General features: G+C 70.0%; 22 protein-coding genes. 12 read left to right on the top strand and 10 right to left on the bottom strand.

Annotated features, from left to right (window positions below):
• Positions 1-131: 131 nt before the first annotated feature.
• From J2851_RS29530 to gcvA, 6 genes are all read right to left on the bottom strand, one after another.
• The gene (locus J2851_RS29530) at positions 132-893 is read right to left on the bottom strand and encodes an SDR family NAD(P)-dependent oxidoreductase (protein WP_209770904.1); all 762 of its coding nucleotides are present in this window, start codon (positions 891-893) and stop codon (positions 132-134) included.
• Between the two features lie 123 nt (positions 894-1,016).
• Positions 1,017-2,060 (bottom strand): LacI family DNA-binding transcriptional regulator, encoded by a 1,044-nt coding sequence (locus J2851_RS29525; RefSeq protein ID WP_209770901.1) that lies wholly within the window; start codon positions 2,058-2,060, stop codon positions 1,017-1,019.
• Between the two features lie 33 nt (positions 2,061-2,093).
• Positions 2,094-4,031 carry a TRAP transporter large permease gene (locus J2851_RS29520; protein ID WP_209770898.1) on the bottom strand — a complete coding sequence of 646 codons (1,938 nt, stop codon included), beginning with the start codon at positions 4,029-4,031 and terminating at the stop codon, positions 2,094-2,096.
• A gap of 98 nt (positions 4,032-4,129) precedes the next feature.
• Positions 4,130-5,167, bottom strand: coding sequence for a TRAP transporter substrate-binding protein (locus J2851_RS29515; RefSeq protein ID WP_209770895.1), 1,038 nt, complete (start codon positions 5,165-5,167; stop codon positions 4,130-4,132).
• Positions 5,168-5,352: 185 nt separating this feature from the next.
• Positions 5,353-6,504, bottom strand: a complete 1,152-nt coding sequence (locus J2851_RS29510) for a winged helix-turn-helix domain-containing protein (RefSeq protein WP_209770891.1) — start codon at positions 6,502-6,504, stop codon at positions 5,353-5,355.
• 86 nt (positions 6,505-6,590) lie between these two features.
• A complete protein-coding gene (gene gcvA / locus J2851_RS29505) occupies positions 6,591-7,496 on the bottom strand; it encodes a transcriptional regulator GcvA (protein WP_209770888.1) in 906 nt (301 codons plus the stop codon).
• A 169-nt stretch (positions 7,497-7,665) separates the two neighbouring features.
• Here gcvA and J2851_RS29500 point away from each other — a divergent pair, with 169 nt between their 5' ends.
• A complete protein-coding gene (locus tag J2851_RS29500) occupies positions 7,666-8,376 on the top strand; it encodes an SDR family NAD(P)-dependent oxidoreductase (protein WP_209770885.1) in 711 nt (236 codons plus the stop codon).
• Between the two features lie 40 nt (positions 8,377-8,416).
• Positions 8,417-8,674 carry a tautomerase family protein gene (locus J2851_RS29495; protein ID WP_209770884.1) on the top strand — a complete coding sequence of 86 codons (258 nt, stop codon included), beginning with the start codon at positions 8,417-8,419 and terminating at the stop codon, positions 8,672-8,674.
• Here the strand turns inward: J2851_RS29495 and J2851_RS29490 are convergent.
• Positions 8,646-9,353: a GntR family transcriptional regulator gene (locus J2851_RS29490; RefSeq protein ID WP_209770883.1), complete on the bottom strand. Its 708-nt coding sequence runs from the start codon at positions 9,351-9,353 to the stop codon at positions 8,646-8,648. The genes J2851_RS29495 and J2851_RS29490 overlap by 29 nt on opposite strands.
• 202 nt (positions 9,354-9,555) lie before the next feature.
• On the opposite strand from J2851_RS29490, the gene J2851_RS29485 reads away from it, so the two are divergent.
• From J2851_RS29485 to kce, 6 genes are all read left to right on the top strand, one after another.
• Entirely contained in the window at positions 9,556-10,836 is a 1,281-nt protein-coding gene (locus tag J2851_RS29485; protein WP_209770882.1) for an ABC transporter substrate-binding protein, read from the top strand.
• Positions 10,837-11,029: 193 nt separating this feature from the next.
• Entirely contained in the window at positions 11,030-11,905 is an 876-nt protein-coding gene (locus J2851_RS29480) for a branched-chain amino acid ABC transporter permease (protein WP_209770881.1), read from the top strand.
• A 10-nt stretch (positions 11,906-11,915) separates the two neighbouring features.
• Positions 11,916-14,555 (top strand): branched-chain amino acid ABC transporter ATP-binding protein/permease, encoded by a 2,640-nt coding sequence (locus tag J2851_RS29475; RefSeq protein WP_246501011.1) that lies wholly within the window; start codon positions 11,916-11,918, stop codon positions 14,553-14,555.
• Between the two features lie 25 nt (positions 14,556-14,580).
• A complete protein-coding gene (locus tag J2851_RS29470) occupies positions 14,581-15,522 on the top strand; it encodes a 3-hydroxyacyl-CoA dehydrogenase (protein ID WP_209770879.1) in 942 nt (313 codons plus the stop codon).
• A 160-nt stretch (positions 15,523-15,682) separates the two neighbouring features.
• Positions 15,683-16,456, top strand: a complete 774-nt coding sequence (locus J2851_RS29465) for an SDR family oxidoreductase (RefSeq protein WP_209770878.1) — start codon at positions 15,683-15,685, stop codon at positions 16,454-16,456.
• 206 nt (positions 16,457-16,662) lie between these two features.
• Complete coding sequence (gene kce / locus J2851_RS29460; RefSeq protein ID WP_209770877.1) at positions 16,663-17,601, top strand: 3,5-dioxohexanoate:acetyl-CoA acetone transferase; 939 nt, start codon at positions 16,663-16,665, stop codon at positions 17,599-17,601.
• A 4-nt stretch (positions 17,602-17,605) separates the two neighbouring features.
• Here the strand turns inward: kce and J2851_RS29455 are convergent, their stop codons facing one another.
• Together J2851_RS29455 and J2851_RS29450 are read right to left on the bottom strand one after the other, a co-directional pair.
• Complete coding sequence (locus tag J2851_RS29455) at positions 17,606-19,789, bottom strand: O-linked N-acetylglucosamine transferase family protein (RefSeq protein WP_209770876.1); 2,184 nt, start codon at positions 19,787-19,789, stop codon at positions 17,606-17,608.
• Between the two features lie 173 nt (positions 19,790-19,962).
• Positions 19,963-20,730 (bottom strand): glucose 1-dehydrogenase, encoded by a 768-nt coding sequence (locus J2851_RS29450; protein ID WP_209770875.1) that lies wholly within the window; start codon positions 20,728-20,730, stop codon positions 19,963-19,965.
• A gap of 164 nt (positions 20,731-20,894) precedes the next feature.
• Between J2851_RS29450 and J2851_RS29445 the strand changes: the two genes are divergently transcribed.
• Both J2851_RS29445 and J2851_RS29440 read left to right on the top strand, forming a co-directional pair.
• Complete coding sequence (locus tag J2851_RS29445) at positions 20,895-21,923, top strand: SDR family oxidoreductase (RefSeq protein ID WP_209770874.1); 1,029 nt, start codon at positions 20,895-20,897, stop codon at positions 21,921-21,923.
• 325 nt (positions 21,924-22,248) lie between these two features.
• On the top strand, positions 22,249-23,070 hold the full coding sequence (locus J2851_RS29440) for a cytochrome c oxidase assembly protein (protein WP_209770873.1): 822 nt from the start codon (positions 22,249-22,251) through the stop codon (positions 23,068-23,070).
• A gap of 12 nt (positions 23,071-23,082) precedes the next feature.
• Here the strand turns inward: J2851_RS29440 and J2851_RS29435 are convergent, their stop codons facing one another.
• A complete protein-coding gene (locus J2851_RS29435; RefSeq protein WP_209770871.1) occupies positions 23,083-24,090 on the bottom strand; it encodes a zinc-dependent alcohol dehydrogenase family protein in 1,008 nt (335 codons plus the stop codon).
• A 175-nt stretch (positions 24,091-24,265) separates the two neighbouring features.
• Here J2851_RS29435 and J2851_RS29430 point away from each other — a divergent pair, with 175 nt between their 5' ends.
• Together J2851_RS29430 and egtD are read left to right on the top strand one after the other, a co-directional pair.
• The gene (locus J2851_RS29430; RefSeq protein WP_209770869.1) at positions 24,266-26,041 is read left to right on the top strand and encodes a lysylphosphatidylglycerol synthase domain-containing protein; all 1,776 of its coding nucleotides are present in this window, start codon (positions 24,266-24,268) and stop codon (positions 26,039-26,041) included.
• Positions 25,977-26,948, top strand: a complete 972-nt coding sequence (gene egtD, locus J2851_RS29425; protein ID WP_246501010.1) for an L-histidine N(alpha)-methyltransferase — start codon at positions 25,977-25,979, stop codon at positions 26,946-26,948. The genes J2851_RS29430 and egtD overlap by 65 nt, the downstream gene beginning before the upstream one ends.
• Positions 26,949-26,964: the final 16 nt, after the last annotated feature.

The following is a 26,964-nucleotide window of genomic DNA, read 5'->3' as shown; positions in this document are numbered from 1 at the left end:
CCCCTCACCCCCAACCCCTCTCCCCCAAGGGGAGAGGGGCTTTTTCCATGCTGCTCAATGCATTATCGCATCCGCGAGATGTGTGCATACCGTAGTGGGACGGCGGAGAGCGGCGAACCATCATCGCAGGGTCAGGCGCAGTACACGCCGCCGTTGATGTCGATCGTCTCACCGGTGATGAAGCCGTCGTATTCGGACGCCAGGAAGACGATCGGCCGGGCGACGTCGTAGACGTCGCCGGCGCGTCCCAGCGGAATCCCGCGGATGGTCTCGTCAGCGGACTCCTTGGTCGTGTGCGTGTTGTGGAAGCGCGTGCCGAGGATGAGGCCCGGCGCCACGGCGTTCACGCGGATGCCGCGGGGGGCCAGTTCGGCGGCCAGCGCCCGGGTCAGGGTCAGGATCGCGCCCTTGGTCATGGAGTAGACGAGCGAGCCGGCGTGCCCACCCTTGCGCCCGGCCAGGGACGACAGGTTGATGATCGAGGCCCCACCGGCGTCGGCGAGGTGCGGCACCGCCTCGCGCGTGATCAGCATCGTCGTCGTCATGTTGATGTCGATGACCTTCTGCCAGAACGGCAGGTCCACCTGCTCCAGGCGGCGCCGCTCGACCAGCCCGCCGGCGTTGTTGACGAGGACGTCGAGGCCGCCGAGGAAGCCGACCGCCTGCGTCACCAGGGCGGTCACGGCCGTCTCGTCGGTCAGGTCGGCCTGGAAGTGGCTGGCCCGGCGGCCGAGCGACTCCGCCAGGGCGACGAGTTCCAGCGGCCCTTCCTCACCCGAGCGATAGTGGATCGCCAGATCGCAGCCCGCCCGGAGGAGCCCCTCAGCGACCGCCTTGCCGATGCCATGCCCGGCTCCCGTGACGAGAGCGCGCTTGCCAACCAGTGAACCCATGGTTTGCTCCTTCAGAGTGTATCGGTTGTCGTTGGTCCGCGGGCAGACGCCTCCCGTCGGCGCCGCCATCGCGCGCCGGGGGACTGTCCGTTCCGCTGTGTGTGCTGTCTTCGGCCCGCGGCCTTACCGCGCCATGCGCGGCGGCCCGACCGATCCGCGCGGGACCAGCGCCGGCGCGAAGAGGAATTCGGCCGGCGCGATCCCGGGGTCGGCAAGGCGCTGGACCACGCGGTCGATCATGGTGTGGGCCATCTCCGTCAGCGGTCCGCCGATCGAGGTGAGCGGCGGGCTGACCAGGGTCGCGAGAAGGATGTTGTCCATGCCGACGACGGAGATGTCCTCCGGAACCCTCAGGCCACGCTCGGCCAGGCCGGCGATGAAGCCGATGGCCAGCATGTCGTTGATGGTGACGACGCCGGTCGGCGGCGCCGCGGACGCCGCCACCTCCCCGGCCAGGGCACGGCCGACCTCGGCCATCTCCGCGTCGCCGTATTCCGAGCAGGTCCGGCCGGACAGCACCTGGACGCTGTCCGCGATTCCGGCCTCCTGCGCCGCCGCCAGGAAGCCGGCGATCTTCTCCCGGCGGCTGGTCGTCTGTCCGCTGGCGCTGAGGAAGGCCAGACGGCTGTGCCCGAAGCCGCGGAGGTGATCGACGGCGAGCCGGCCGGCGGCGAAGTTGTCCATCGACACATAGTCGACCACCGGCGTCCGGTCATGCCCCGGCCGGCTGTCGAAGCTCACCACCACGAGGCCGCGCTCGACATACTGCTGGAAGTAGCTGTCGTCGAGCAGGGACGAGAAGACGATCACGCCGCGCGCGCCGTGCGACAGCAGGTCGGCGAAGAACTCCATCTCGTTCTCGGGGCTGCGGTGGGTGTTGCCCATCAGCACCCGATGGCCCTGCTGGCGCGCGGCCGTCTCGACCTCCTGCCCCAGCGCCGCGTAGCTGGGGTTGGCGATCGACGGCACCAGCAGCCCGATCAGCGGCGTGTGCCCCGTCTTGAGCAGGCGCGCCGCCCGGTTCGGCTGGAAGCCCAGTTCCTGGATGGCGGCCTCGATGCGGGCGAGCGTGTCGGCGCGCATGCGGTTGGTGCGGCCGTTCAGCACGTTGGACACCGTGCTGTTGGAAACCCCCGCACGCCGGGCGACGTCCTGTATGGTGCTCATGGCGCTTCCTCCGCGTCTCGGCCGGTCCGCATTCTAGAATCCCCACAGGCGCGGCAGAAGCAACGAGAAGGTCGGCACGAAAATCAGAACCAGCAGGGCGAGGAACAGCACCGCCAGGTACTTGCCCATCGGCCGGACGACGTCCTTCAGCTGGGTCCCGGTGATGGTGCAGGTGGCGAACAGGCCGAGCCCCACCGGCGGCGAGAACAGGCCAAGGCCCATGGAGATGACCATGATCGTGCCGAAATGCAGCGGGTCGACGCCCAGCTGCGCGGCGATCGGCGTCAGCAGCGGGCCGAAGATGATCAGCGCCGGCGCGCCTTCCAGCACAGCGCCGAAGACGATCATCATGAGCGACGCGGCGACCAGGAACACGTCCTTGCCGTAGCTGGTGCCGAAGGACACGAGATGCGCCGACAGCTGCTGCGGGATCTGCTCGATGGTCAGCGCGAAGGACACGCTGGACGCCGCGGCGACGATGAACAGGATGGCGCCTGTCAGCGACGACGCGCGGACGAACAGGGCGACGACCGACGACCAGGTGAGTTCGCGGAAGGCCAGGCCGCCGATGACCAGGGCATAGACCACGGCGAAGGCGGAGATCTCGGTGGAGGTGGCGATGCCGGCCATGACGCCGCGCCCGATCATCACGATCATGACGAGGCCGACCAGCGCGCCGGCGATCAGCGACGGCCACGGCGTGCGGACCTCGAACGCCTCGTCGGGATTGACGCGCTTGCCGAAATAGACGGCGACCACCGCCAGCGCCACCAGCAGCACGCCGGCGGGCAGCAGGCCGGCGGCGAACAGCCCGCCGATGGAGATGTTCGCGACGAAGCCGAAGATGATCATGTTCACGCAGGGCGGGATCGTCTCCGACATGATCGCGGTGCAGGCGAGAAGGCCGGCCGCGTCGTTGGGATCCTGGCGGGTCTTGCGGATGGCGGGCATCAGGATGCCGCCGACCGCCGCCACGTCCGCCAGCTTCGACCCGGAAATGCCGGAGAAGATCGCGGTCGCGATGATAAGGATCAGGTTGAACCCGCCGCGCACGCGCCCCATCAGCCGGAGCAGCAGCTCGATGAGCCGCAGCGACATCCCGTTGACCTCCATGGCCAGGCCGGCCAGGACGAAGAAGGGAATGGCCAGCAGGACGAAATGCTCCGACCCTGACAGGATCTGCTGGGCGTAGATCAGCATCGGCAGGTTCGGGTTCGTCAGGAAGTACAGCAGCGCCGCGAAGGCCAGCGCAAACGCGATGGGCACGCCCATCAGCAGGGTGACGACGAAACCGCCGCAGAGCAGGAGGCCGGGCGCGACCGCGTGGTCGGGGACGGCGTTGTTCCACGCCCACACGCCGGCCACGAGGGCGACCGCCCCGGCCAGCGTCGCCCACACCGTCCGCGCCGGCCCGGCCAGCGCGTTCGCCGTGGCGAAGACGGCCATGAACAGGCTGCCGACCAGCGCCGGGTAGGTGAAGATCCCGGTCGACAGCCCGAACGGGGTGGTGTCCTCGATCGTGTCGAGGGTGAGTTCGGCCATCGACAGGAACAGGCCGACTGAGACCGCCAGGACGATCCAGTAGCAGAGCTGGACGATCGAGGCCTGCCAGGAGGCCGGCAGGTGGCCGCGGAAGACGTCGATGCCGGAATGCCCACCGCGCGCCAGCGTCGTCGCGGCGCCGAGGAAGACCTGCACGACCATGAGGGCGCTCGCCACCTCCTCCGCCCAGCTGACCGGTGAATGAAGGAAGTAGCGCAGCACCACGGACGTGAAGACGATGACGACGTCCACGGCCAGCGCCACGGCGGAGAACAGCTCCGTGGCCCGGACCACCTTGGCCAGGAGGTCGCCGGCTTTTCCGGACAATGGGAACGACGCCGCGTCATGCGGCGCCGAGTGGTCGAACGCGGGCGGCACGGTCGCGAGGTCGACCGTGGACGCGTTGTGGGTGGGATTGCTCGGAGCCATGGCTCACCTCTCGCGCGGGCTTCACGCGCACCCCCGGGGCGCGGACCGGGATCCGCGACCCGAGGGCGCCTCGGAGTCAGTCGGCGTTTGCGGGATGCCTACGCGCTACGCGTCTGGTCGATGACGGCGAAGGCGGGCTTGGTGGCCGGGTACTGCTCCCCGAACTTGGCCCACAGCTGGTCTGCGATGACCTTCTGCGCGGCCTTGCGCTCGGCGGGGCTGACCGGCGTGATCGCCACGCCGAGCTGCGCCAGCTTGTCGAGAGTTTCCTTGGCCTTGCCGACGGCGTAGTCGCGCTGGCCGATGGTCGCGTCGCGCGCCGCCTGGAGGAAGGCCGGTTGCAGGTCGGCCGGGATCTTGGCCAGGGCGCGCTTGCCGATGATGGCGCACATCGGGCTGAACAGGTGCTCGGTGAGCAGGCAGTTCTTGGCGACCTCGTAGAACTTGCCGTCGATGGCGGTTCCCGGGTCATGCTCGAACCCATCCACCACGCCGGTCTGCAGGGCGGTGTAGAGTTCGTTGACCGGCACCGGGGTCGGGATGGCGTCGAGCAGCGAGAAGGTCTGCAGGAAGGCCGGGGCCGGGAGGACGCGCAGCTTCACGCCCTTCAGGTCGGCCATGGCGGCCAGCTTGTTCTTCGTGTAGACGCTGCGCGCGCCGAAATGGAAGCCCCAACCGACGACGCTCACCCCGGTCTTGTCGCGGATGATCTTGCCGAGCTGCTCGCTGACGCCGGAATCCAGGGCCTTGGCCGCGTGCTGGTAGCTGTCGAACACGTAGCCGTAGTCGAGCATGCCGAACTCGGGACAGATCGTCGCCAGGTTGGACGAGCCGGTGACCGCCATGTCGACGCCCCCCGACTTGACCTGCTGGATGACGTCCGCCTCCTTGCCCAACTGGCCGTTGGGGAAGTAGGTCAGCTCGACCTTGTCGCCGAGGCTCGACTGGACGTTCGACGCGAACCGCTCGAACCACGCGTAGTGCGCGCTCGTCTGGGCGTCCTTCTGCATCGACGACGACACCAGCAGCTTGACCGCCGGTGCGGCCTGCGCGGATTTCAGCGCCGGTGCGAACGCAAGGGCCGCTCCGATGGTCGCTCCGGTGGCGACGAACTGGCGGCGTGACAGGCTCTTCATGGACCCTCCTCCAATCTGGTTCTTTCATGCGAAACCATTTGGTGCATCGTTACACCAACCTCCCACGAATGAAAAGGGGCGAAGTGTAACGTTGCACCATCGGAGGAAGGCATAGCCGAACGCATAGCCATGCGACGGATGCCGGGCGCCATCAGGCGGGATCGCGACCGATGCCGCTCCCCGGGTCAGGCGCCGCCGCGCTGGAACGCCTCGAAGCGCTGGAGTTCCCGGTCGATCCGGCCCTTCAGGGACGGGCTGGGGTCGACCAGCCACGACCATTTCTGGATCAGCAGGGTCTTCGACGGCCGGTCCATCTTCAGGTCCAGGACCGCCACCGGCCGCTGGCCGACGATCACCGGCAGGGTGAAATAGCCGTAGACCCGCTGCGCGGGCGGCACGTAGGCCTCGAAACGGTGCTCGTGGCCGAAGAACAGCTTGAAGCGCTTGCGCTGGATCACCAGCGGGTCGAAGGGCGACAGGATGTGGACGCGCCGGGTGGCGGTGCGGTCACGGGACTCATCCAGCGCCTCCGGCGTGGTCCAGTGCCGCAGCTTCTCCTGCCCGTCGAGGTGGATCGGGACGAGCGAGCCCGCCGCGACGCCAGCGTCGATGATCCGGGACAGGGCGGCCTTCGCCCGCGTGACGCCGTAGCTGGCGGAATCCAGGCTGACCAGACCCTGCGACCGCAGGGCGCGGTCCAGCAGATAGGCCGCGACCTCCTCCTCCGTGGCCGTCTGCGGGGCTTCCGCCCAGCCGAAATGGCGGCCCGTCAGATCGTAGGTCTTCTCGATGCCGGTCCGCTTGCTGACGACCAGGTCGCCGGCGAAGAAGCCGTAGCGCAATGCTCGCCGCGACGGCTTGCGGCTGCCCCAGGGGTGGGTCTTCTCCACCAGGACGTCGTCGTCGATGTCGCGGATCGCGATCGGCCCCTCGGCTTCGATGCGCCTCAGCATCGCGGCGTAGTCGGCCGGGTCCAGGGAGTCGTAAGGCTTGGGCGGCCCGGCCCGGAAGGCGGCCATCGCCGGCCTGAAGAAGCGGAAGTCGCCGACGGAGACATAGGACAGGGCGTGGGTCCAGTATTCGAACACCGTCTTGTCGGCGGCCTGCGCCCGGTCGAGGTCCGACGGCCGGTAGTCCGGGATGCGGGTGTAGAGGATGTGGTGGTGGCTGCGCTCGATGACGTTGATGGCGTCGATCTGCACATAGCCGAGATGCTCCACCGCCCGCCACGCCGCCTCGGGGCCGGAGCCGAACGGCGCCGCCTCGTCCAGGCGCTGCGCGCGCAGCCAGATCGCCCGCGCCTGCTGCCCGGATATCGGAAAGGAGGAAAGGCTCACGTCGCTGTCCCTTTCGCCGGCCGCCGCCCCGTGGGCCGTCCTATGGGTCGGCGTGTTGCGGGACGTAATCGAACCCGGCGCGCCCGTCAACCGCGCGCCTCCTCCATGATCCAGTCGACGAAGGCGCGGAGGTTGGCCCGCGCCGCGGCCTGGGGCGGGTGGACGAGGTAATAGCCGAACCCCGCGGGGCAGGATTCCGCGAAGGGGCGGACCAGCCGCCCGGCCGCGAGGTCGTCGGCGACGATCAGGCTGCGCCCCAGCAGCACCCCGTGCCCGTCGACCGCGGCCTGCGTCGCCGTCACCGTGGCGGTGAAGCGCAAGCCGCGGGAGAGGTCGACGGCCTGCTCCAGCCCGACCCGTTGCAGCCAGACCCGCCATGACGGGATCGGCCCCGCGAAGTTGATCGTCTCGTCGTGCAGCAGCATTTGCTGCGGCAGGTCGGCCAGGGTGCGCAGCGGCGTCGGCCCGGACAGCAGCCGCGGGCTGCACACCGGGAACAGCTCCTCCTCGAACAGCAGCACGCTGTCCAGGCCCGGATAGCGGCCGGGGCCATAGCGGATGACGATGTCCACCTCGTTGGCGGCGAAGTCCACCAGCCGCACGTCCGCGTCGATGCGCAGGTCGATGTCCGGATGGCGCGCCCGGAACCGTTCGATGCGCGGCATCAGCCATTTGGCGGCGAAGGACGGCGACATGCTGACCGTCAGGATGCCGCCAGCCGCGAGCCGCTTGGCCTGCGCCATGGCCGCCTCCATCAGGTCGAAGCTGCGCCGCAGGTCCGGCAGCATGATCTGCCCCGCCTCCGTCAGCAGCACGCGCCGGCCGCTGCGCCGGAACAACGCCACGCCGAGATAGTCCTCCAGCGTCCGCACCTGGTGGCTGATCGCCGCCGGGGTGACGCGCAGCTCCTCCGCGGCGCGGGCGAAGCTCAGGTGGCGGGCGGCGGCCTCGAAGGCGCGGAAGCCGCCGAGCGGAAGCAAGGGTCGCGACATCGACAAATCCACCTTGTCGATTCGATGAGGAAAGCTCGTTTGCCGTTCTACGCGTTCCGGCGCATTTTTCAACGGGAAAGCGGGGCAGATACACGGCTTCGGCAGCAAGGTTCCAACGGCCCTGTCGCCCCCGCCAACGCAAGTTCAACTCATCAATCGAGGACCCATCATGAGCACGCAGAAGGTTGCGCTGATCACCGGCGCGTCGCAGGGCATCGGGGCCGGTCTGGTGGCGGGCTTCCGCCAGCAGGGTTTCGCCGTCGTCGCCACCTCGCGCTCCATCCAGCCGAGCGGCGACGCGAACGTCCTGGCCGTCGCCGGCGACATCGCCGACCCGGACACCGCCAAGCGCGTCGTCGCGGCCGCCCGCGAGCGGTTCGGCCGCATCGACACGCTGGTCAACAACGCCGGCATCTTCGTCGCCAAGCCCTTCACCGAATACACCGCCGACGATTTCGCGGCGGTCATGGCCACCAACGTGGCCGGCTTCTTCCACGTCTCCCAGCTGGCCGCCGCGCAGATGCTGACCCAAGGCAGCGGGCACATCGTCAACATCACCACCACGCTGGTCGAGCAACCCGTGGCCGGCGTGCCGGCGGCGCTGGCCTCGCTGTCGAAGGGCGGCCTGGACGCGGTGGTCCGCTCGCTCGCCATCGAATACGCCGGCAAGGGCATCCGCGTGAACGCGGTGTCGCCGGGCATCATCAAGACGCCGATGCACGCCCCGGAGACGTACGAGTTCCTGTCCGCCCTGCACCCGGTCGGCCACATGGGCTCGATCCAGGACATCGTGGACGCGGTCCTCTACCTCGACGGGGCGGGCTTCGTCACCGGCGAGACGCTGCACGTCGACGGCGGCCAGCACGCCGGCCGCTGGTAGGCACCCCGGACAAGCACCCCGAACAGACAGGAACGCTCCGATGCCCTACGTGAACATCCAGATCACCCGCGAGGGTGCGACCCCCGGTGAAGCCGCCGCGACGCCGGAGCAGAAGGCGGCCCTGATCAAGGGCGTCAGCGACCTGCTGTACGAGGTGCTGAACAAGCCGCCCGAAGTGACCTTCGTCGTGATCGACGAGGTGCCCCTGGAAAACTGGGGCCAGGGCGGACTGCCGGTGGCGGAATACCGCCGCCGGCTGGCGGCGGGCGTCAAACCAGCGACCCGCAGCGAAGGATGAAATCGCCCGCGCTGACGATGTCCCCGGCGAGCGCCGCGCGCGCCGCCGGGCCGTCGCGGCGGCCGAGCGCGTCGAGCAGGTCCCCGTGGTGGCGCAGGGCGACCCGCTCCGACAGGCGTTTCGACTTGGAGCGCAGGTCGAAGTTCAGCACCGGCCCGATCTGCAGCCACAGCCCCTCGATGATCTGCAGCAGCGCGGGCATCGCCGCGGCCTCGTAGATCCCGAAGTGGAAGTCCTTGTTGATGCGGATCAGCGCCGCCGGATCGGGATCGCCGGTGTTGTGCTCCGCCGTGAACTCCTCGTGCAGGGCGCGAAGGCGCGCCAGCGCCTCGGGCGTGACGATGCCGGCCGCGGTTTCCACCGCGTGGCCTTCCAGCATCAGGCGGATGGTCCGCACCTCCTCGAACCGGGCGCGCGTCATGATCGGCACGCGGACCGTGCGGTTCGGCAGCACCTCCAGCGCCTGCTCCGCCGCCAGCCGGGTGATGGCGTCGCGCACCGGCATCATGCTGGTGCCCAGCGCCGCGGCCAGAGTCCGGATGGTCAGCCGGTCGCCCGGCGACACCTGCCCGGCCATGATGAGGCTGCGCAGGTCGCGGTAGACCCGCGCGCCCATCGTCTCCCGGTCGACCTTGTCCAGCGCGCCGATCCCGCCCCCACTCACACCGCCTAAGCCCATGGTCCTTGGCCCATCGTCGTAACCCTTCGCCCGATTGCGCGGCTTGACGCCGCGGCGGCGGACTGGAACTGTGATAACATATCGCGGCTGCCCCGGAGAATGACAATCCGGAAAAACGGCAGGAACCGCCCGCCCCAGAAAACGGGGCGGACCAGGCTTCCAACGAGAAGCCGCACGGACTCCATGGGAGGAGACAGACCCAATGACCAGCACAGGCCCAAATGCCAAAACAGGACTGACGCGCCGCACCCTTCTGACCTCCACCGCCGGCCTCGCCGTCGCCGGCACGATCGGCGCCCCGGCCATCCTCCAGGCGCAATCGGCCCGGGCGCAATCCGACGTCATCCGCGTCGGCCACCTGACGCCGCGCACCGGCTTCCTCGGGCCGCTGGGGGAATACGCCGTGATGGGCGTCACCCTGGCGGTGGAGGAGATCAACGCGGCCGGCGGCGTGCTGGGCCGCAAGGTCGAACTGCTGGCCGAGGACAGCGTGAACCCGTCCACCGCCGCCACCAAGGCGGAGCGCATGATCGAGCGCGAGAAGGTCGCGGCGATCCTGGGCGAGATCAGCTCCGCCTCCGGCCTGTCGATCTCGCAGGTGGCCGGCCGCAACAAGACGCTGTTCATCCAGACCGGCTGCAATTCGGATGAGCTGCGCGGGAAGTCCTGCAACCGCTACATGTTCCACATCGAAGGGTCCAACACCGCCTACGTCAAGGCGGTGGGTCAGGCCCTGCTGCGCGACGGCATGGTGAAGGGCAAGAAGTGGTTCGGCCTGACCGCCGACTACGCCTTCGGCCACGACCTGCTGCGGGTCACCAAGAAGTTCGCGGAAGACAACGGCGGCAGCTTCGCCGGCAGCGAGCTGGTGCCGACCGACGCCAGCGACTTCAGCCCCTTCATCCTGAAAATCCGGCAGGCCAAGCCGGACCTCGTCGTCTCCAACCTCGCCGGCAATCAGATCACCAACTTCATCAAGCAGTACAACGAATACGGCCTGCCCTTCCCCATCGCCGGCGGCGGCTTCGACACGGCCGCGGCCTGGGGCGCCGGCTCGGACACCTTCACCGGCACATGGCCGTGCATCTGGCACCACACCGTGCAGTCGCCCAGCGCGCAGGCCTTCACCCAGGCCTTCATCAAGCGCTGGGGCAAGCCGCCGGAAAACCAGGCCTGGGGCGACTATCTGGCGGCCAAGGTGCTGGCCCAGGCGATGGCCGAGACCAAGTCGACGACAAGCGACACGATCATCGCCCACCTGGAATCCCAGGCCAAGTTCGACGTCCTGAAGGGCCGCGAGGGCTATTTCCGCAACTGGGACCACCAGCTGATCGCGGAGATGTACACCATCACGCCCAAGCCGAAGGCCGAGCAGAAGGACAAGTGGGACATGCTGCTGCTCGGCACCGCGGTCCCCGGCGCCGGCGAAGACCTGGAGGTCATCCAACCCACCAAGCAGGAGAACGCCTGCACCTTCACCTGAGGCGCGACGGTCGCCCTCAAAAACCCCCTCTCCCGCCCCCGGCGGGAGAGGGAGGGACCCGCCGCAGGCGGGAGGGTGAGGGCTTGGTTTCTCGGGATAGCCTTGCCCTCACCCTCCCACTTCGTGGGCCCCTCCCTCTCCCTGCGGAGCAGGGAGAGGGGGTGTTCGAAAGGCCCTTTGCTGAGAGGTGCCGGTGGAACTGCTTTTCATCTTGGAGCAGGTGCTGAACGGCCTCGTCGTCAGCGCCTATTACCTGCTCATCGCGCTCGGCCTGTCGCTGATCTTCAGCCTGGGCGGAGTCGTCAACCTCGCCCACGGCGCCTTCTACGCGCTGGGCGCCTATTTCGCGATCGAGCTGGAGCAGCGGCTGGGCTTCGGCGGCGCCTTCGTCCTGTCGCCGCTGCTGGTGGCGGCGATCGGCATCGTGATCGAGCGCACGATGCTGCGCCGCTTCTACCGCACCGACCCGATCTACAGCCTGCTGCTGACCTTCGGCCTCGCCATGGTGGTGGAGCAGGCGATCCGCATCATCTGGGGTGCGGCGCCCCTGCCCTTCCCGATGCCGGGCTTCATCAAGGGGCAGGTCTTCGTCGGCGATTTCATCTACTCCAAATACCGGCTTGCCATGCTGGCGGTCGCCGCGGCGGCGGTCGGCGGGACGTGGCTTCTGCTGAACAAGACGGCCTTCGGGCGGGTGGTGAAGGCCGGGGTGCAGAACCCGGACATGGTCGCGGTGCTCGGCATCTCGCTGGCGCCGGTCATGACGGCTGTGGTGGCGCTGGGCATCGGGCTGGCGGCGCTGGCCGGCGTGCTGCTGGCCCCCATCGCCGGGGTGCACCCGGCCATGGGGACGGAGATCATCACCGCCGCCTTCGTGGTCGTCGTCATCGGCGGCCTGGGCAGCTTCTGGGGCGTGGTGATCGCCGCCGTGCTGGTCGGCATCGTGCGCGGCCTTGCGGTCTACTTCATGCCGCCGGCCGCCGAGGCGTCGATGTACCTGCTGATGCTGACCGTCCTGCTGCTGCGCCCGCGCGGCCTGCTGGGCGAGCGCATCCAGCGTTTCGAGTGAGGACCGGCCGATGGTCGCCAAGAAGCTCGCCCGCGAGGGCTCCCACCCCATGCCCGGCGGGCGCGCGGCGCCGGGCGCCGGCGCCGCCGGCCCGCTCCGCCGCCCGGTTGCCGGTGCCGCGCCAGGGCAATTCCCTTGGCCGCTGGTCATCGCCGTGGCCGGCATCCTGGCCCTGCCCTTCCTGTTCGAGGGGATCGGGCTGACCATCACCTCGGCCACCGACTGCCTGATCTTCGCCATCGCGGCGCTGGGGCTGAATCTGCTGGTCGGCTACACGGGTCTGGTGTCCTTCGGGCACGGCGCGTGGCTGGGCATCGGCGCCTACGCGGCGGCGCTGATCCAACTGAACTGGGCGCCGAAGGGCTTCTTGCTGCCGGTGGTCGGGACCGTCGCGCTGGTCACCGTCATGGCGCTCGCGCTGGGCTTCCTGTTCCTGCGCCGGCGCGGCGTCTATTTCTCCCTGCTGACGCTGGCCTTCACGGCGATGACCTACGCCGTCGCCTTCCGCTGGACCGCGCTGACCGGCGGGGAAAGCGGGCTGGGCGGCATCGAGCGGCCGGTGCTGCTGGGGCTGGACCTCAACAACCGGGTGGCCTTCTACGCCGTGGTCGGGGTGCTGGCCTTCGGCGTCGCGGCCCTGCTGTGGGTGCTGGTCCGCTCCCCCCTCGGCCGCACGCTGGTGGCGATCCGCGAGAACGAGCAGCGGGCGGCCTTCGTCGGCTACGCCACGCGCCGGTACAAGCTGGTCGCCTTCACCATCTCGTCGGCCATCACCGGCTTCGCCGGCGCCCTGTTCGTGCTGCACCACCGCTTCGCCTCGGCCGACCCGACCAGCGTGTCCTTCTCCGGCGAGCTGCTGGCGATGGTGGTCATCGGCGGCATGCGGACCTTTCTGGGGCCGGCGCTGGGCGTGGTGTTCTACGTGCTGTTCCGCGAGTTCCTGTCCATGTGGACGGAGAACTGGCTGCTCTATTTCGGCCTGCTGTTCGTCGGCTTCATCCTGTTCTCCCCCACCGGCCTCGTCGGCATCGGGAAGCGCCTGCTGGGATTTGTCCGCAAGGAGGCGACGGAGGAAGCGGCCATGGCAAACCGCGTCTCCGCCCGCTCCGCCGCGCCCTCCGCGGTGCCGCCCTTCCTGGCCGCGGCGGCGGCCGGGCCTGGAACGGAACTCGCCTGCAACGGCATCGCGAAGAATTTCGGCGGCATCCAGGCGGTCGGCGGCGTGACCTTCACGGTTGGGAATCGCAGCCTGCACGCGCTGATCGGCCCGAACGGGGCCGGCAAGACCACCGTGTTCAACCTGATCTCCGGCATGTTCCCGCCGAACCAGGGGACGGTGCGCCTGAACGGACGGACCATCGCCGGCCTCGACCCCGCGCGCATCTGCCAGGCCGGGTTGGCGCGTTCCTTCCAGATCACCAACCTGTTCCCGGACCTCAGCGTGGAGGAGAACATCCGCCTGTCGGCCCAGGCCCGCCACGCCTCGCGCTTCAACGCGTGGCGCAGCGCCGACCGCTTCGCCGACATCAACGCGGAGACGCGCGCGGTCATCGACTTCATGGGCCTGACCGGGACGGAGCGGGCGCTGGCCGGCAGCCTGTCCTACGGCGGGCAGCGGCTGGTGGACATGGGCATCGCGCTGGCCTCCAAGCCGTCGATCCTGCTGCTGGACGAGCCGCTGGCCGGCCTCGCCGCGGCGGAGCGGGAGCGCATCTCCGCCCTGATCCAGCGCATCGCCGGACACATCCCCGTGCTGATCGTGGAACACGACATCGACCGCGTCTTCGGCTTCGCCGACGCCGTCACCGTCATGAACCAGGGCCGCGTGCTGGTGGACGGCACGGTGGAGGACGCGCGCAGCGACCCGCGCGTGCAGGAGGTCTACATCGGCTCCGGCACCTCGGCCATCGCGGCGCGCCCGCGGGAGACGGCGGCCACGCCGGAGGTGGTGCTGTCCATCGCGAATCTGAACGTCCTCTACGGTAAGAGCCACATCATCAACGACGTCTCCATGGACGTGCACCGGGGGGAGATCGTCGCCCTGCTCGGCCGCAACGGGGCGGGCAAGTCCACGCTGCTGAAGGGCATCATCGGCACCGCGCCGCCGGCCAGCGGGTCGCTGCGCTACGAAGGGCGCGACCTCGCCGGGCTCAGCGCGCCGCAGATCGCCCGGCTCGGCATCGGCTACGTGCCGCAGGGACGCGGGCTGTTCGCCGGCATGACGGTGGCGGAGAACCTGATGCTGGGCCGGCTGAAGCGGCGCACCGGGGCCGGCATCCACTGGGACGAGGACCGCATCTTCGACTTCTTCCCCCGCCTGCGGGAGCGGCTGGACACCCCCGCCGACTGCCTGTCGGGTGGCGAGCAGCAGATGGTCGCCGTCGCCCGCGCGCTGCACGGCGACGTGCGGGTCCTGCTGCTGGACGAGCCGTTCGAGGGCCTGTCCCCCGCGGTGACGGAGGAACTGTTCACCGTCTTCGACCGGCTGCGCCGGGAGATCGCCATCATCATCGTCGATCACAACCTGGACCTCGTCCTGGCGCTGTCCGACCGCACCTACGCGCTGGAGCGGGGCCGCGTCGTCCACAGCGGGCCGAGCCGGCCGCTGCTGGAGGACTTCGACCTGCGGCGGAAGGTCCTGTGGCTGTGACGCGCGAAACGCAGGGAGTGCCTTCATGACACGAGTGGGTATCGTCGGCGCCGGCCTGATCGGCCGCGCCTGGGCCATCGTCTTCGCGCGGGGCGGCTGCGAGGTCCGGCTGGTCGACACCAGTTACGACACCGCGCAGGCAGCGCTCGGCCTGATCCGCACGGGCCTGCGCGACCTCGCCGACGCTGGCCTGCTGATTGAGTCGCCGGAGCGCATCCTCGGCCGCATCGCCATGGGCGCAGACCTCGCCGAGACGGTCGGCGCGGCGGACTACGTGCAGGAGAATCTGCCGGAGCGGCTGGACCTCAAGCGCGCCATCTTCGCGGAACTGGACCGGCTGGCCCCCGCCGGCGCGATCCTCGCCAGCTCCACCTCCGCCATTCCCGGTTCGGCCTTCACGGAGGAACTGGCCGGACGCGGACGTTGCCTCGTCGCCCACCCGGTCAACCCGCCGCACCTCGTGCCGCTGGTGGAGCTTTGCCGCACGCCCTGGACATCCGACGACGCGGTGCAACGCGCCCGCGCCCTGATGGAGCAGGTCGGGCAGGTCCCCGTGACGGTGGAGCGCGAGGTGGAAGGCTTCGTTCTGAACCGCCTGCAAGGCGCGCTGCTGAACGAGGCGCTGCGGCTGGTCGCGCACGGCTACGTCTCACCGGAGGATCTGGACCGCACGGTGCGCGACGGCTTGGGCTTGCGCTGGTCCTTCATGGGGCCGTTCGAGACCATCGACCTGAACGCGCCGGAAGGCGTGGCCGACTACGCCGCCCGCTACGGCGGCTTCTACGACCGCTTGGCCGCGCAGCCGCTGCCGGACGCCGGCTGGGGCCACCCGGTGGTGGAGCGCATCGACGCCGACCGCCGCGCCGCCCTGCCCACCGACGCGCTGACCGCCCGCCAGCTCTGGCGCGACCGCCGCCTGATGGGCCTGCTCGCCCACAAGAAGGACCGCGCCGCGCGCGGGGAATGAATGCGGTGGCCCCCTCCCTAACCCTCCCCCGCTCGCGCGGGAGAGGGGGCTTCATTCCCTCCACCGCGAAGCGGGGGAGGGTTAGGGAGGGGGCAAACGCCCGCCATCATCGAAACCGCCATCCATGCCAGGAACACAAAGCATGCTGGGAACACAGGGAATGGACTTCGGCCTAATCGGACGGCGCGTGCTGGTCACCGCCGGGGCGGCGGGCATCGGGCGCGCGATCGCCGACGGCTTCATCGCCGCAGGCGCCCGCGTCCATGTCTGCGACATCTCCGAGGAGGCGCTGGCCGACTTCCGCGCCACGCACCCGGACCACAGCGCCACCCGCACCGACGTGGCCGACCGCGCCTCGATCGACGCGCTGTTCGACGAGGTGTACGGCCTGTGGGGCGGGCTTGACGTGCTGGTCAACAACGCAGGCATCGCCGGCCCGACCGCCCCGGTGGAGGAGATCGCCGACACCGACTGGCACCGCACCATCGCCGTCAACCTCGACAGCCACTTTTACGGACTGACCCGCGCCGTGCCGATGCTGAAGGCGACGAGCGACGGCTGCATCATCGCGCTGTCCTCCATCGCCGGGCGGCTCGGCTATGCCTACCGCCTGCCCTACGCCGCGACCAAATGGGCGGTGGTCGGCATGGTCAAGAGCCTCGCCATCGAGCTGGGATCCGCCGGCATCCGCGTGAACGCGGTGCTGCCGGGCGTGGTGCAGGGCCCGCGCATCCAGGCGGTGATCGCCGCCCGCGCCGCCACGCTGGGCGTCACGGTTGATGCCATGGAGGCCGAATACCGCGGCAAGGCCTCGCTCGACCGCATGGTGACGGCCGAGGACATCGCCAACACCATCCTGTTCCTGTGCTCCAGCGCCGGCCGGAACATCAGCGGGCAGGCCATCAGCGTCGACGGCAACGTCGTCGCGCTCTGAAGCCACTACTCGGATCCACGTTTAGCCCTTCTCCCCTTGTGGGAGAAGGGTTGGGATGAGGGGTCGTTACCGCCGATAGGCGGGAAAACAGTTTCCGGCCGGCAAAGCCGGCGCCACCCTCACCCCAACCCCTCTCCCATCAAGGGAGAGGGGCTTCAAGCTGAACGGAACTGCTTTAAAGACTAGCTCCAGGGAAGGACACGCTCATGGCTTCGAAAAGCGGCCGCAAGGTCATCGTCACCTGCGCGGTGACCGGCGCCATCCACACACCCTCCATGTCGCCGCACCTGCCGGTCACCCCGGACGAGATCGCGGAGAACGCCATCGCCGCGGCGGAGGCCGGCGCCACGGTCATCCACCTGCACGCCCGCGACCCGCAGACCGGCCGACCCACGCAGGACCCGGCGGCCTTTCAGCAATTCCTGCCGCGCATCAAGCAGAACACGGCGGCGGTCATCAACCTGACCACCGGCGGCAGCCCGCACATGACCATCGAGGAGCGCCTGCGCCCCGCCTCCCACTTCAAGCCGGAGGTGGCGTCGCTCAACATGGGCTCCATGAACTTCGGCCTGTTCCCGATGCTGGACCGCTTCCAGACCTTCCAGCACGAGTGGGAGCGCCAGCACCTGGAGAACAGCCGCGACCTCGTCTTCAAGAACACCTTCAAGGACATCGAGCACATCCTGAAGACCTGCTCCGGCAACGGAACGCGATTCGAGTTCGAGTGCTACGACATCTCCCACCTCTACAACCTCGCGCACTTCCTGGACCGCAAGCTGGTGACGCCGCCGCTGTTCGTGCAGTCGGTCTTCGGCATCCTGGGCGGCATCGGCCCGCACCCGGAGGACGTGATGCACATGAAGCGCACCGCCGACCGGCTGTTCGGCGACCAGTATGTCTGGTCGGTGCTCGGCGCCGGGCGCAACCAGATGCCGGTGGCGTCCATGTCCCTGGCGCTCGGCGGCAACGTGCGGGTCGGGCTGGAGGACAGCCTGTGGGCCGGCCCAGGGCGGCTGGCCACCTCCAACGCGGAGCAGGTGCGGATCGTCCGCTCCCTCATCGAAGGCCTGTCGCTGGAGGTCGCGACGCCGGAGGAGGCCCGCGCCATGCTCAGCCTGAAAGGCGGGCACGACGTGAATTTCTGACGCCTCACGCCTGTGCGGCACCGCACCATCCTCGCCACAGGTCGCGGTAGGCCGCCTCCAGGGTCCGGGCGAAGCGCGGCCCGTCGCACAGGGGCGAGGCGGCCATCCGGCCGCGCAGCCCCGCGCGCAGCGCCGCCAGGGCGGGCAGGTCGCCAGCCAACCCCGCCGCAATGTCGAGGTAGGCGTCCGGGGTCGGCGCGATCATCTCCGCCAGCCCCGCCGCGGTCAGGTGGCCGACGGAGTGCCGGGCGCAGAACCGGTCGCCGCCGCCGAGCGTCACCACGGGCACCCCCATCCACAAGGCCTCCAGCGTGGTCAGCCCGCCGGAATAGGGGAAGGGGTCGAGCGCGACGTCGACGCGGTTGTACCAGGCCGGAAAGTCGAAATGCGGCGCGCTGCCCGACAGATCGACGCGCGCCGGGTCCCCGCCCAGCGCCGCGAACTCCGCCAGCAGGCCGTCCCGCACCCGCGCGTCGTCGAACTGGTGCGTCTTCAGCAGCAGCCGCGCCTTTGGTACGCGGTCGAGCAGCCGCGCCCACAGGGCCAGCACCGGTCCGGACAGCTTGATCCGGTTGTTGAAGCATCCGAAGGTGACGAAGCCGTTCTCCAGCGCCGGCAGCGGCCCGACCTCCGGCGCCTGTTCGCGCGGCAGGACGCAGACATAGTCGTCGGGCAGGCGCACCACCCGCTCCACCGCCGTTTCGTCGCTGCCGGGCGGCATGTGGCGCGGGCAGGCGATCAGCGCGTCCATGGCCGACAGCCCGGTCGTGCCGACATAGCCGGCCCAGGTCACTTGCACCGGCGCCGGCTTGCGCGCGAACAGCGGCAGCCGGTTGCCGCTGGTGTGGCCGGCCAGATCGACCAGGATGTCGATGCCGTCGGCGGCGACCAGCGCCGCGGCCGCAGCGTCGTCCATGCCGAGGATGGACCGCCACTGGTCCGCCGCGGCGCGCAGCCGCCGCGTCATCCCGTCCTCGCGCGTCTTGGCGGAATAGCAGAACACCTCCACCGCCGCGCGGTCGTGGGCCGGCAGCACGGGCGCCAGGAAATAGCCGACGGGGTGGTAGCCGAAGTCGGCCGACACATAGCCGATCCTCAGGCGCCGCTCCGGATCGGGCGCGTTGGGGTGGCGCCAGCCCGGCCGCGGCGCCCAGGGACGGCCGTGCCGCGCGTCCCAGGCCCGATGCTCCGCCAGCAGGGCGGCGGGCCCGACGCGGTCGCTGTAGTGCAGGGACAGCAGCAGGTTGGAATGCAGGTCGGCGCGGTCCGGGGCCAGGGCGGCGGCGCGCCGGTTGTAGCGGACGCCGTCCTCCACCGCGCCGAAATCCTGGAGGACGATGGCGCGGTTGACCAGCGCGTTGAGCAGCGCGGGGTCGAGCGCCAGCGCGCGGTCGCAGGCGTCCCGGCCGGCGGCGATGCGCCCCGTCCGCCGCAGCATGCCGCCGAGGAACGACCACGCCTCGGCATCCTCGGGAACCGCGCGCACCACCCGGCGCAGCGCACTCACGGCCTCCCCCGGCCGGTCGAGCGTTTCCAGCGCCGCCGCCAGATTGTACAGCGCGTCCGGCCGGGCGGGGTCGAGCGCAACGGCAATGCGGGCGTGCCGCAGCGCCGCCTCCGGTTGGCCGAGATCACGCAACGCGAGCGCCAAGTTGCCATGCGCCTCGACCTGCGCCGGCCGCAGCGCCGCCGCGCGGCGGAACGCGTCGGCGCTGTCCGCGTGCCGGGCCGCGCGCCGCAGGCGCAGGCCATGCTCGATCCAGGCTTCGGCATCCTCAGGGCACAGCCGCAACAGCCGGTCGTAGAGCCGCAGCGCCGCTGCCGGATCCCCGCCGCTTTGCCGCGCCGCCGCCAAGCCGTTCCAGGCGTCGGCACGATCCGGCGCCAGCGCGATGGCCCGGCGATAAGCCTCCGCCGCCTCCCCGGCCTGGCCGGCGGCGCGGTGGGCGTTGGCAAGGTTGACCTGGAAATCGGCGATCAAAGGACTCTGCCGGACCGCGCGCCGCAGCAGCGGAACGGCCTCGCTCAGCCGGCCGGTCTGGGCGCACAGGACGCCGTGGAGGTGCAGCGCGTGCGGGTTGTCGGCATCGACCTCAAGGATGCGGCCATAGAGGATGTCCGCTTCGGCGAAACGCCCGGCCATATGGTGGTCGAGCGCAAGGGCCAGCGCTTCCTCAACCGTCGCCATCCGGCCGTCCTTGTCTTATCAAGCCGGCCCCTCATATCGGCTGCCGCCTTGCAAGGCAAGCGGGCGTTGCGATCAGGCCAATCGCCCCGTGGACGCCAACCCTCTCTCCGCTGGGGAGAGGGAGCCTCCCCGGCCCGCTCCGCCAGCGGGAATCCGCGCTCGCAATCAGGCGCTCACAGCGACGACACCATGTGGCCGCCGTCCACGGTCAGCATCGACCCGGTCATGTAGGACCCGGCGTCGGAGCACAGCAGCAGGAGCGGCACGTCCAGCTCGTCCAGCCGGCCCAGGCGGCGCTGCGGGATGCGCTTGACCAGCGTCCGCCCGGCGTCGGTGGCGAAGAAGTCGGCGTTCAGCTCGGTTTCCAGATAGCCGGGGCACAGCGCGTTGACGCGGATGTTGTGGCGCGCCAGCTCCAGCGCCATCGCCTGGGTCAGCTGGACCAGCCCGCCCTTCGACGCGATGTAGGACGACAGCTGCCCCGCCACCCGCAGCCCGAGGATGGAGGCGATGTTGACGATGGCCCCGCCCGTCCCGTCGTCGCGCATGCGCCGGGCGACGGCGCGGGCGACGCGGGCGCAGCCGGTCAGGTTGGTGTCGACCACGCGGTCCCACTCCTCCTCCTCCATGTCGAGGAAGGAGCGGGTGACGGTGACGCCGGCGTTGTTGACCAGGATGTCGATCCGCCCCAGCGCCGTGGCCGCCTCGGCGACACCGGCGCGCACCGAGTCCGGGTCGGTGACGTCCATGGCGACGGCGACGGCGCTGCCACCCGCGGATTCGATGGCCGCGCGCGTGTCGGCCAGCGCGTCGGCCCGCCGGGCGGCCAGCGCCACCCGCGCGCCGGCCCGCGCCAGCACCCCCGCGAAATGCCGGCCCAGCCCGCTGGACGCCCCGGTGACGAGCGCGGTCTTCCCGTTGAGGTCGATGGTGACGCTCATGCCCCCTCCCTTGGAATTCTTGGTTCGCTGCACAGTGCGTCGACCATGATACGCCAGGATCGGCGTCTTGGGATCACGCGCTGGCCGCCGCCCTCACGTTCCCGTGTCGGGGTAACGAAACGCACCGGCTGCTGTTCTCCGGGCACGACGTCTTGGAGACATTCATGGACAAGGACGAGCGCAGCGCGTGGTCCCGCCGGCAGGTGGTCGGTGGGATCGGCATCGGCGTGACCGCGGTGGCGGCCGGACCGGCCTTCGCGCAGCAGAATCAGCAGCAACAGCAAATGCAGATGACCACTCAACGCAGCGAACCGACCATGCAGGACCCGCGCACCCAGTACCCGAAGCCCCCGTTCCGCTCGCAGCCGCAGCCCTGGCCGGGCCTGGCGCGCGACATGGACCCGAAGCCGGACCATGGCGAAACCAGCTACCGCGGCTCCGGCCGCCTCGCCGGCCGCAAGGCGCTGATCACGGGCGGCGATTCCGGCATGGGCCGGGCCGCGGCGATCGCCTACGCCCGCGAAGGCGCCGACGTGGCGATCAACTACTTCCCCACGGAGGAGCCGGACGCCCAGGAGGTCATCCAGCTGATCAAGGAGGCCGGGCGGAAAGGCATCGCCATCCCCGGCGACCTGCGCGACGAGGCCTTCTGCCAGAAGCTGGTGGCGGATGCGGTGCAGGGTCTGGGCGGGCTCGACATCGTCGTCTGCAACGCCGCCCGTCAGCAGGCCAAGCAATCGATCCTCGACATCACGTCCGAGGAGTTCGACGCGACGATGAAGACCAACATCTACGCGCCCTTCTGGATCATCAAGGCGGCCCTGCCCCACCTCCAGCCGGGCGCCTGCATCATCGGCACAACGTCGGAACAGGCCTACGATCCCTCGCCGGACCTCTACGACTACGCCCAGACCAAGGCGGCGACGATGAACTACGTCAAGTCGCTGGCCAAGCAGCTCGGGCCGAAGGGCATCCGCGTCAACGGCGTGGCCCCAGGGCCGATCTGGACCCCCCTGCAGATCAGCGGCGGCGCGTCGGAGGAGAAGTACAAGCAGTTCGGCAGCACGACCGTCTTCGGACGGCCCGGGCAGCCGGCCGAACTCGCCGGCATCTACGTCCAGCTCGCCGCCGCCGACGCCGGCTTCGCCACCGGCAGCGTCTACGGCTCCGCCGGCGGCCAGGGCCAGCCCTGAGAGTTGACGAAGCTTTTAGGCGAGGACTTTTCACCGTCATCCCCGCGAAGGCGCTACGGTATGCACACATTTCCCAAGCCATTGCTTGGAAAGGGTCTTTCTTCGTCATCCCAGCGAAGGCTGGGATCCAGAACGTTGACGCTAAGCGCCTGATACGGCTGGATTCCCGCCTTCGCGGGAATGACGGTTAAGAGACGTGTATCGTGGGTTCCAACGCGTCGACACCTGACCCAATCGCGCATGTCGGCGCGCCCGAGCCCAGGGTCCCAGGGAACTGAACCGGCCTTCACCAATTGTAAGGGCGAAGGCTGGAACGGAGCGTGCCATGACGTCGAGCGCTCAAGCTGCGGGGCTGTCCGCCGGGTTGCCCTTCGTGCCCTATTGCGGTGCGCCCCCGCTTCCCGAGGGGCTGTGGCAGGCGTGGAACTGGGACCCGGTCCTTCTGGCCGGGTTCGCCCTCGCCGCGGTCGCCTACGCCGGGTTCGAAGTCCGGCATAGGCAATCCAAAAGAGGGCAGCCCGACCGGCGATGGAGGCGGGCGTCCTGCTTCGCCGGCGCGTGGCTGGTGCTGTTCGCGGCGCTCGTCTCGCCCTTTTGCAACCTGACCTCCGCGCTGTTCTCGGCGCGCGTCGCCCAGCACCTGCTGATGATCCAGCTGGCCGCCCCGCTCCTGGTGCTGGCGTGGCCGGGCACCGCGCGGCGGGCGGTGAAGCATCCGGAGATCGCCTGGATCCTCCATGGGGCGACCATCTGGACGTGGCATCTCCCCGGCCCCTACATGGCCGCACTCGCCGACGACGCCGTGCTTTGGGCGATGCACCTGTCCATGCTCGTCACCGCGGTGGCGGCGTGGCGCACCCTGCTGCGCAGCGAGGGCGCGGCGGCGGGCCGCCCCGCCTTCGCCGCCTTCGGCACCTCCATGCACCTGGTCCTGCTGTCCTTCCTCCTCGTCTTCGCCAAGGGACCGTTGTTCCCCTACCACCTGACGACGACCCAGCCCTGGGGGCTGAGCCCGTTGGAGGACCAGCAGCTCGGCGGCCTGATCATGTGGGTTCCCGGAGGCCTCGCCTATCTCGTCGCCGCCCTGTGGGCGCTGGCGCGCTGGCTGTCGGCCTCCGGCCGGGGTCGGGCGCTGGAGCGCGGCTGACCCGCGGTTAACTCAGAATTCCAGGCCGATTTTGCCGAGGTGGGACCCCGACTCCTCGTGGCGGAAGGCGTCGGCGATTTGGGACAGCGGGAAGGTGCGGTCGATAACGGGGCGCAGGCCGGTCGCCTCGATTCCCCGCACGAAATCCGTCTGCTGGCGCCGGCTGCCGACGATCATGCCCTGCAGCCGCGCCTGCCGCGCCATCAGCGCCGCGGTCGGAACCTCGCCAGCACCCCCTGTCAGCACGCCGATCAGCGCGATGTGGCCGCCGACGCGCACCGCCGTGATCGACTGCGCCAGGGTGCCCGGCCCGCCGACCTCGATCACATGGTCGACGCCCCGCCCGCCGGTCCAGTCCCGCACGCGGGCGCCCCAATCCTCGTGCTGCCGGTAGTTGATCGTGTGGTCGGCGCCCAGCGCGCGCACCCGCTCCAGCTTGGCGTCGGAGGAGGAGGTGGCGACGACCGTGGCCCCCATCGCCTTGGCGATCTGCAAGGCGAAGATCGAGACTCCGCCGGTGCCGAGCACCAGCACGACGTCGCCGGCCTTCAGCCCGCCCACCTCCACCAGGGCGCGCCAGGCGGTGAGGCCGGCCGTCGCCAGGGTCGCCGCCTCCACATGGGAATAGCCCTGGGGGGCGCGGGTGAACCAGGAGGTGGGGCGGACCACCCGCTCGCGGGCGTAGCCGTCGATCCCGTCGCCCGGCACGCCGGAGAAGTCGCCGACCACCGCCGGGCCGTCCTGCCACATCGGGAAGAAGCAGGAGACGACGTGGTCACCCGCGGCGAACTCGGCCACACCTTCACCAACGGCCTCCACCACGCCGGCGCCGTCGGACATGGGAACGCGCCCGTCCGCGGTCGGCATCCGTCCGGACGCCACGCCGTAATCGTGGTAGTTGAGCGAACTGGCGTGCAACCGGACCCGGATCTCCCCCGGTCCCGGATCGCCGGGCTCCGGCATGTCGATCAGCTCCAGCCGGTCCAGTCCACCGGGCGCGCGCAGCGCGATGCCCTTCATGCCTTGTCCTTTCGATCGGTGCTTGGGATTGGTGCGTGGGTTTCCCACCAACCAACAGCCCGGCGGCCTTTTCGTTGACCATAAGGGCGACGGGGGCGTGACGCCGAATCCGCCCTTCCGCTGTTTCCCTTCCATCCGGCCGTCCCTTCATCAGCCCCCGAAGACGCCCCCCGACATGGTCCAGAACGATCACGACCGCGACCGCGACCCCGGCGCCGAGCCGGCCGTGCCGGAGGCGGGAACCACCTCCCGAACCGCGGTGCTCGTGCGCTATGGGACGGGGCTGCTGATCCTGGCGCTGCTCGCCGGCGCGCTGCTGATCCTCAACCGCTGGCTCGAACACACCAGCGTGGAGGACATCCGGCAAGCCATCCGGCGGATCGACGCCCGCCAGCTGCTGATGGCCGTCTCCGCCGCCGCGGTCAGCTACTGGCTGCTGACGCTTTACGACCTGCTGGCCCTGCGCCATCTCCGGCGCGCCGTGCCCTACCGCTGGGTCGCCTTCACCGCCTTCACCAGCTACGCCTTCAGCCACAGCCTGGGCTTCGCCAGCATCATCGGCGCCACCGTGCGCTACCGGCTCTACGCGCCGCGCGGCCTCGGCGCGGTGGAGGTCGCGCAGGTCACGCTGTTCGTGGTCACCACCTTCACGCTGGGGCTGGCGGCGGTGATGCCGGTGGTGATGCTGGTCGACCCGACCGCGCTGAAGGCGCTGCACGTCCCCCCGCGGGGCGGCGTCCTGCTCGGCCTCTCCGCCCTGGCTCTGCTCGCCGCCTACGCGGCCGCGGGCCTCTGGCTGCGGCGGCCCTTGCGGATCTTCGGCCACGCCATCGCCTTTCCCCGCCCGTCCATCGCGGTTGGGCAGCTGCTTCTCGGGCTGTGCGACCTCGCCCTGGCCTCCTCGGTCCTCTATTTCTGCCTGCCGGCGTCGGATGCGGTGACCTACATGGACGTGGTCGTCGCCTTCGGGCTGGCGCTGGTCGCGGGCATCATCAGCCACGTGCCGGGCGGGCTCGGCGTGTTCGACGCCATCGTGCTGGTCAGCCTGACGCCGGAGATGCCGGGCAACGACGTCATGGCGGGGCTGCTGGTGTTTCGCCTCATCTACTATCTGGCGCCGCTGATCCTCGCCGGGCTGATGTTCGGGGCGATGGAGGCGTTCCAGGCGCGGCACCGCATCTCGCGGGTGTCGCGCAGCCTGTCCGCACCCGTCAGCCCCGTCGTGCCGCTGGTGCTCGCCGCCTGCACCTTCATCACCGGGGCGTTCCTGCTGTTCTCGCGCGCCACGCCGGAGGAGAGCCTGCCCGCCCCCTTCGACGTGGCGGCCCTGCCGCTGGTGGAGATGTCGCACTTCACGGGCAGCGTGGTCGGCATCCTGCTGATCCTGCTGGCGCACGCGATCCAGCGCCGGCTGCACGCCGCCTGGGTCCTGTCGCTGGTGCTGCTGGCGGTCGGCTCCGTGTCGTCCCTGTTGAAGGGGGGCGACTGGCAGGAGGCGATCGTGCCGGGGCTGATCTTCCTCGCCCTGCTTCCCGCCCGCGGCGAGTTCCACCGGCGGGGCAACCTCCTGGGCAACCCCCTGCCGTCGAGCTGGTTCGTCGCCATCGGCGTGGCGCTGGGAAGCGCCTTCTGGCTCGGCCTCTTCTCCTACAAGCACGTCGCCTTCAACGACGAGCTGTGGTGGCACTTCGCCCTGCACGGCGACGCCTCGCGCTTCCTGCGCGCGTCGGTGGCGGTCGGCGTCATCGCCCTGTGCGCGGCGGTCGTCCATCTCGTCCGGGCCGCCACGCAGGCGCGGCCGGGACGTAATCCGGCCGGCGACTTGCCGGGCGGCGATGGCGAACGACATTGTGAAGCCCATGGTGGGACACCCGACGGAGGATCGCTTGTCCAACGCACAGCGTCTCACGCGCAGCGAACAGGAGCTGGAAAGTTCCAGCTTCCGCACTGACGTCCTTCGCGGCCTGACGGCCCGGCGGAAGTCGCTGCCCGCCAAGTATTTCTACGACGCCGCCGGCTCCCGCCTGTTCGAGGCGATCTGCGAGCTTCCCGAATATTACCTCACCCGGGTGGAGACGGCGCTGCTGACGCGCATCGTCCCGGAGGTCGCGGCGCTCATCCCGCAAGGGGCGGCGCTGGTCGAGTTCGGCAGCGGCGCCAGCGTCAAGACGCGTCTCCTGCTCGACGCCGCACCGCAGCTGGATTTTTACGTGCCCATCGACATCAGCGAGGCGGCGCTCGGCGACGCGGCGCGCACACTCAACGCCGCCTACCCCACGCTGACGGTGCTGCCGCTCCTCGGCGACTTCACCGCCCCGATCGCGCTGCCGAAGCCGGTGCGGCAGCGCCCGGTGGTCGGCTTCTTCCCGGGCTCGACCATCGGCAATTTCGCCCCGGCGGCGGCGGTCGATCTGCTGCGCAGCGCAGGGACCCTGTTAGGACAAGGGGCGCAGTTCCTGGTCGGCGCCGATCTGGTGAAATCCCCGTCCGTCCTGGTCCCGGCCTACGACGACGCGCAGGGCGTCACCGCCGCCTTCAACAAGAACCTGCTGGCCCGCATCAATAGGGAACTCGGCGCCGCCATCGACCCGGACCGCTTCCGGCACCGGGCGGTGTGGAACGCCACCGACAGCCGGATCGAGATGCATCTGGTCAGCCTGCAGGACCAGACCGTGGAGATCGCCGGGCGCACGATCACGTTCGCCGCGGGCGAGTCGATCCACACCGAAAATTCCTACAAGTTCACCGTTGCCGGCTTCACGGCGCTGGCCGAACAGGCGGGGTGGCGCGTCCAGGCGTCCTGGACCGACGCCGACTTCCCCTTCGGCGTCTTCCTCCTCGCCGCCCCCGATGCGTGACCCGCGGCCGCCGCGC

The organism is Azospirillum rugosum, assembly GCF_017876155.1.
GTDB classification, from domain to species: domain Bacteria; phylum Pseudomonadota; class Alphaproteobacteria; order Azospirillales; family Azospirillaceae; genus Azospirillum; species Azospirillum rugosum.
The sequence above is the reverse complement of the archived record's forward strand: the minus strand, read 5'-3'. Positions and strand labels throughout refer to the sequence as shown.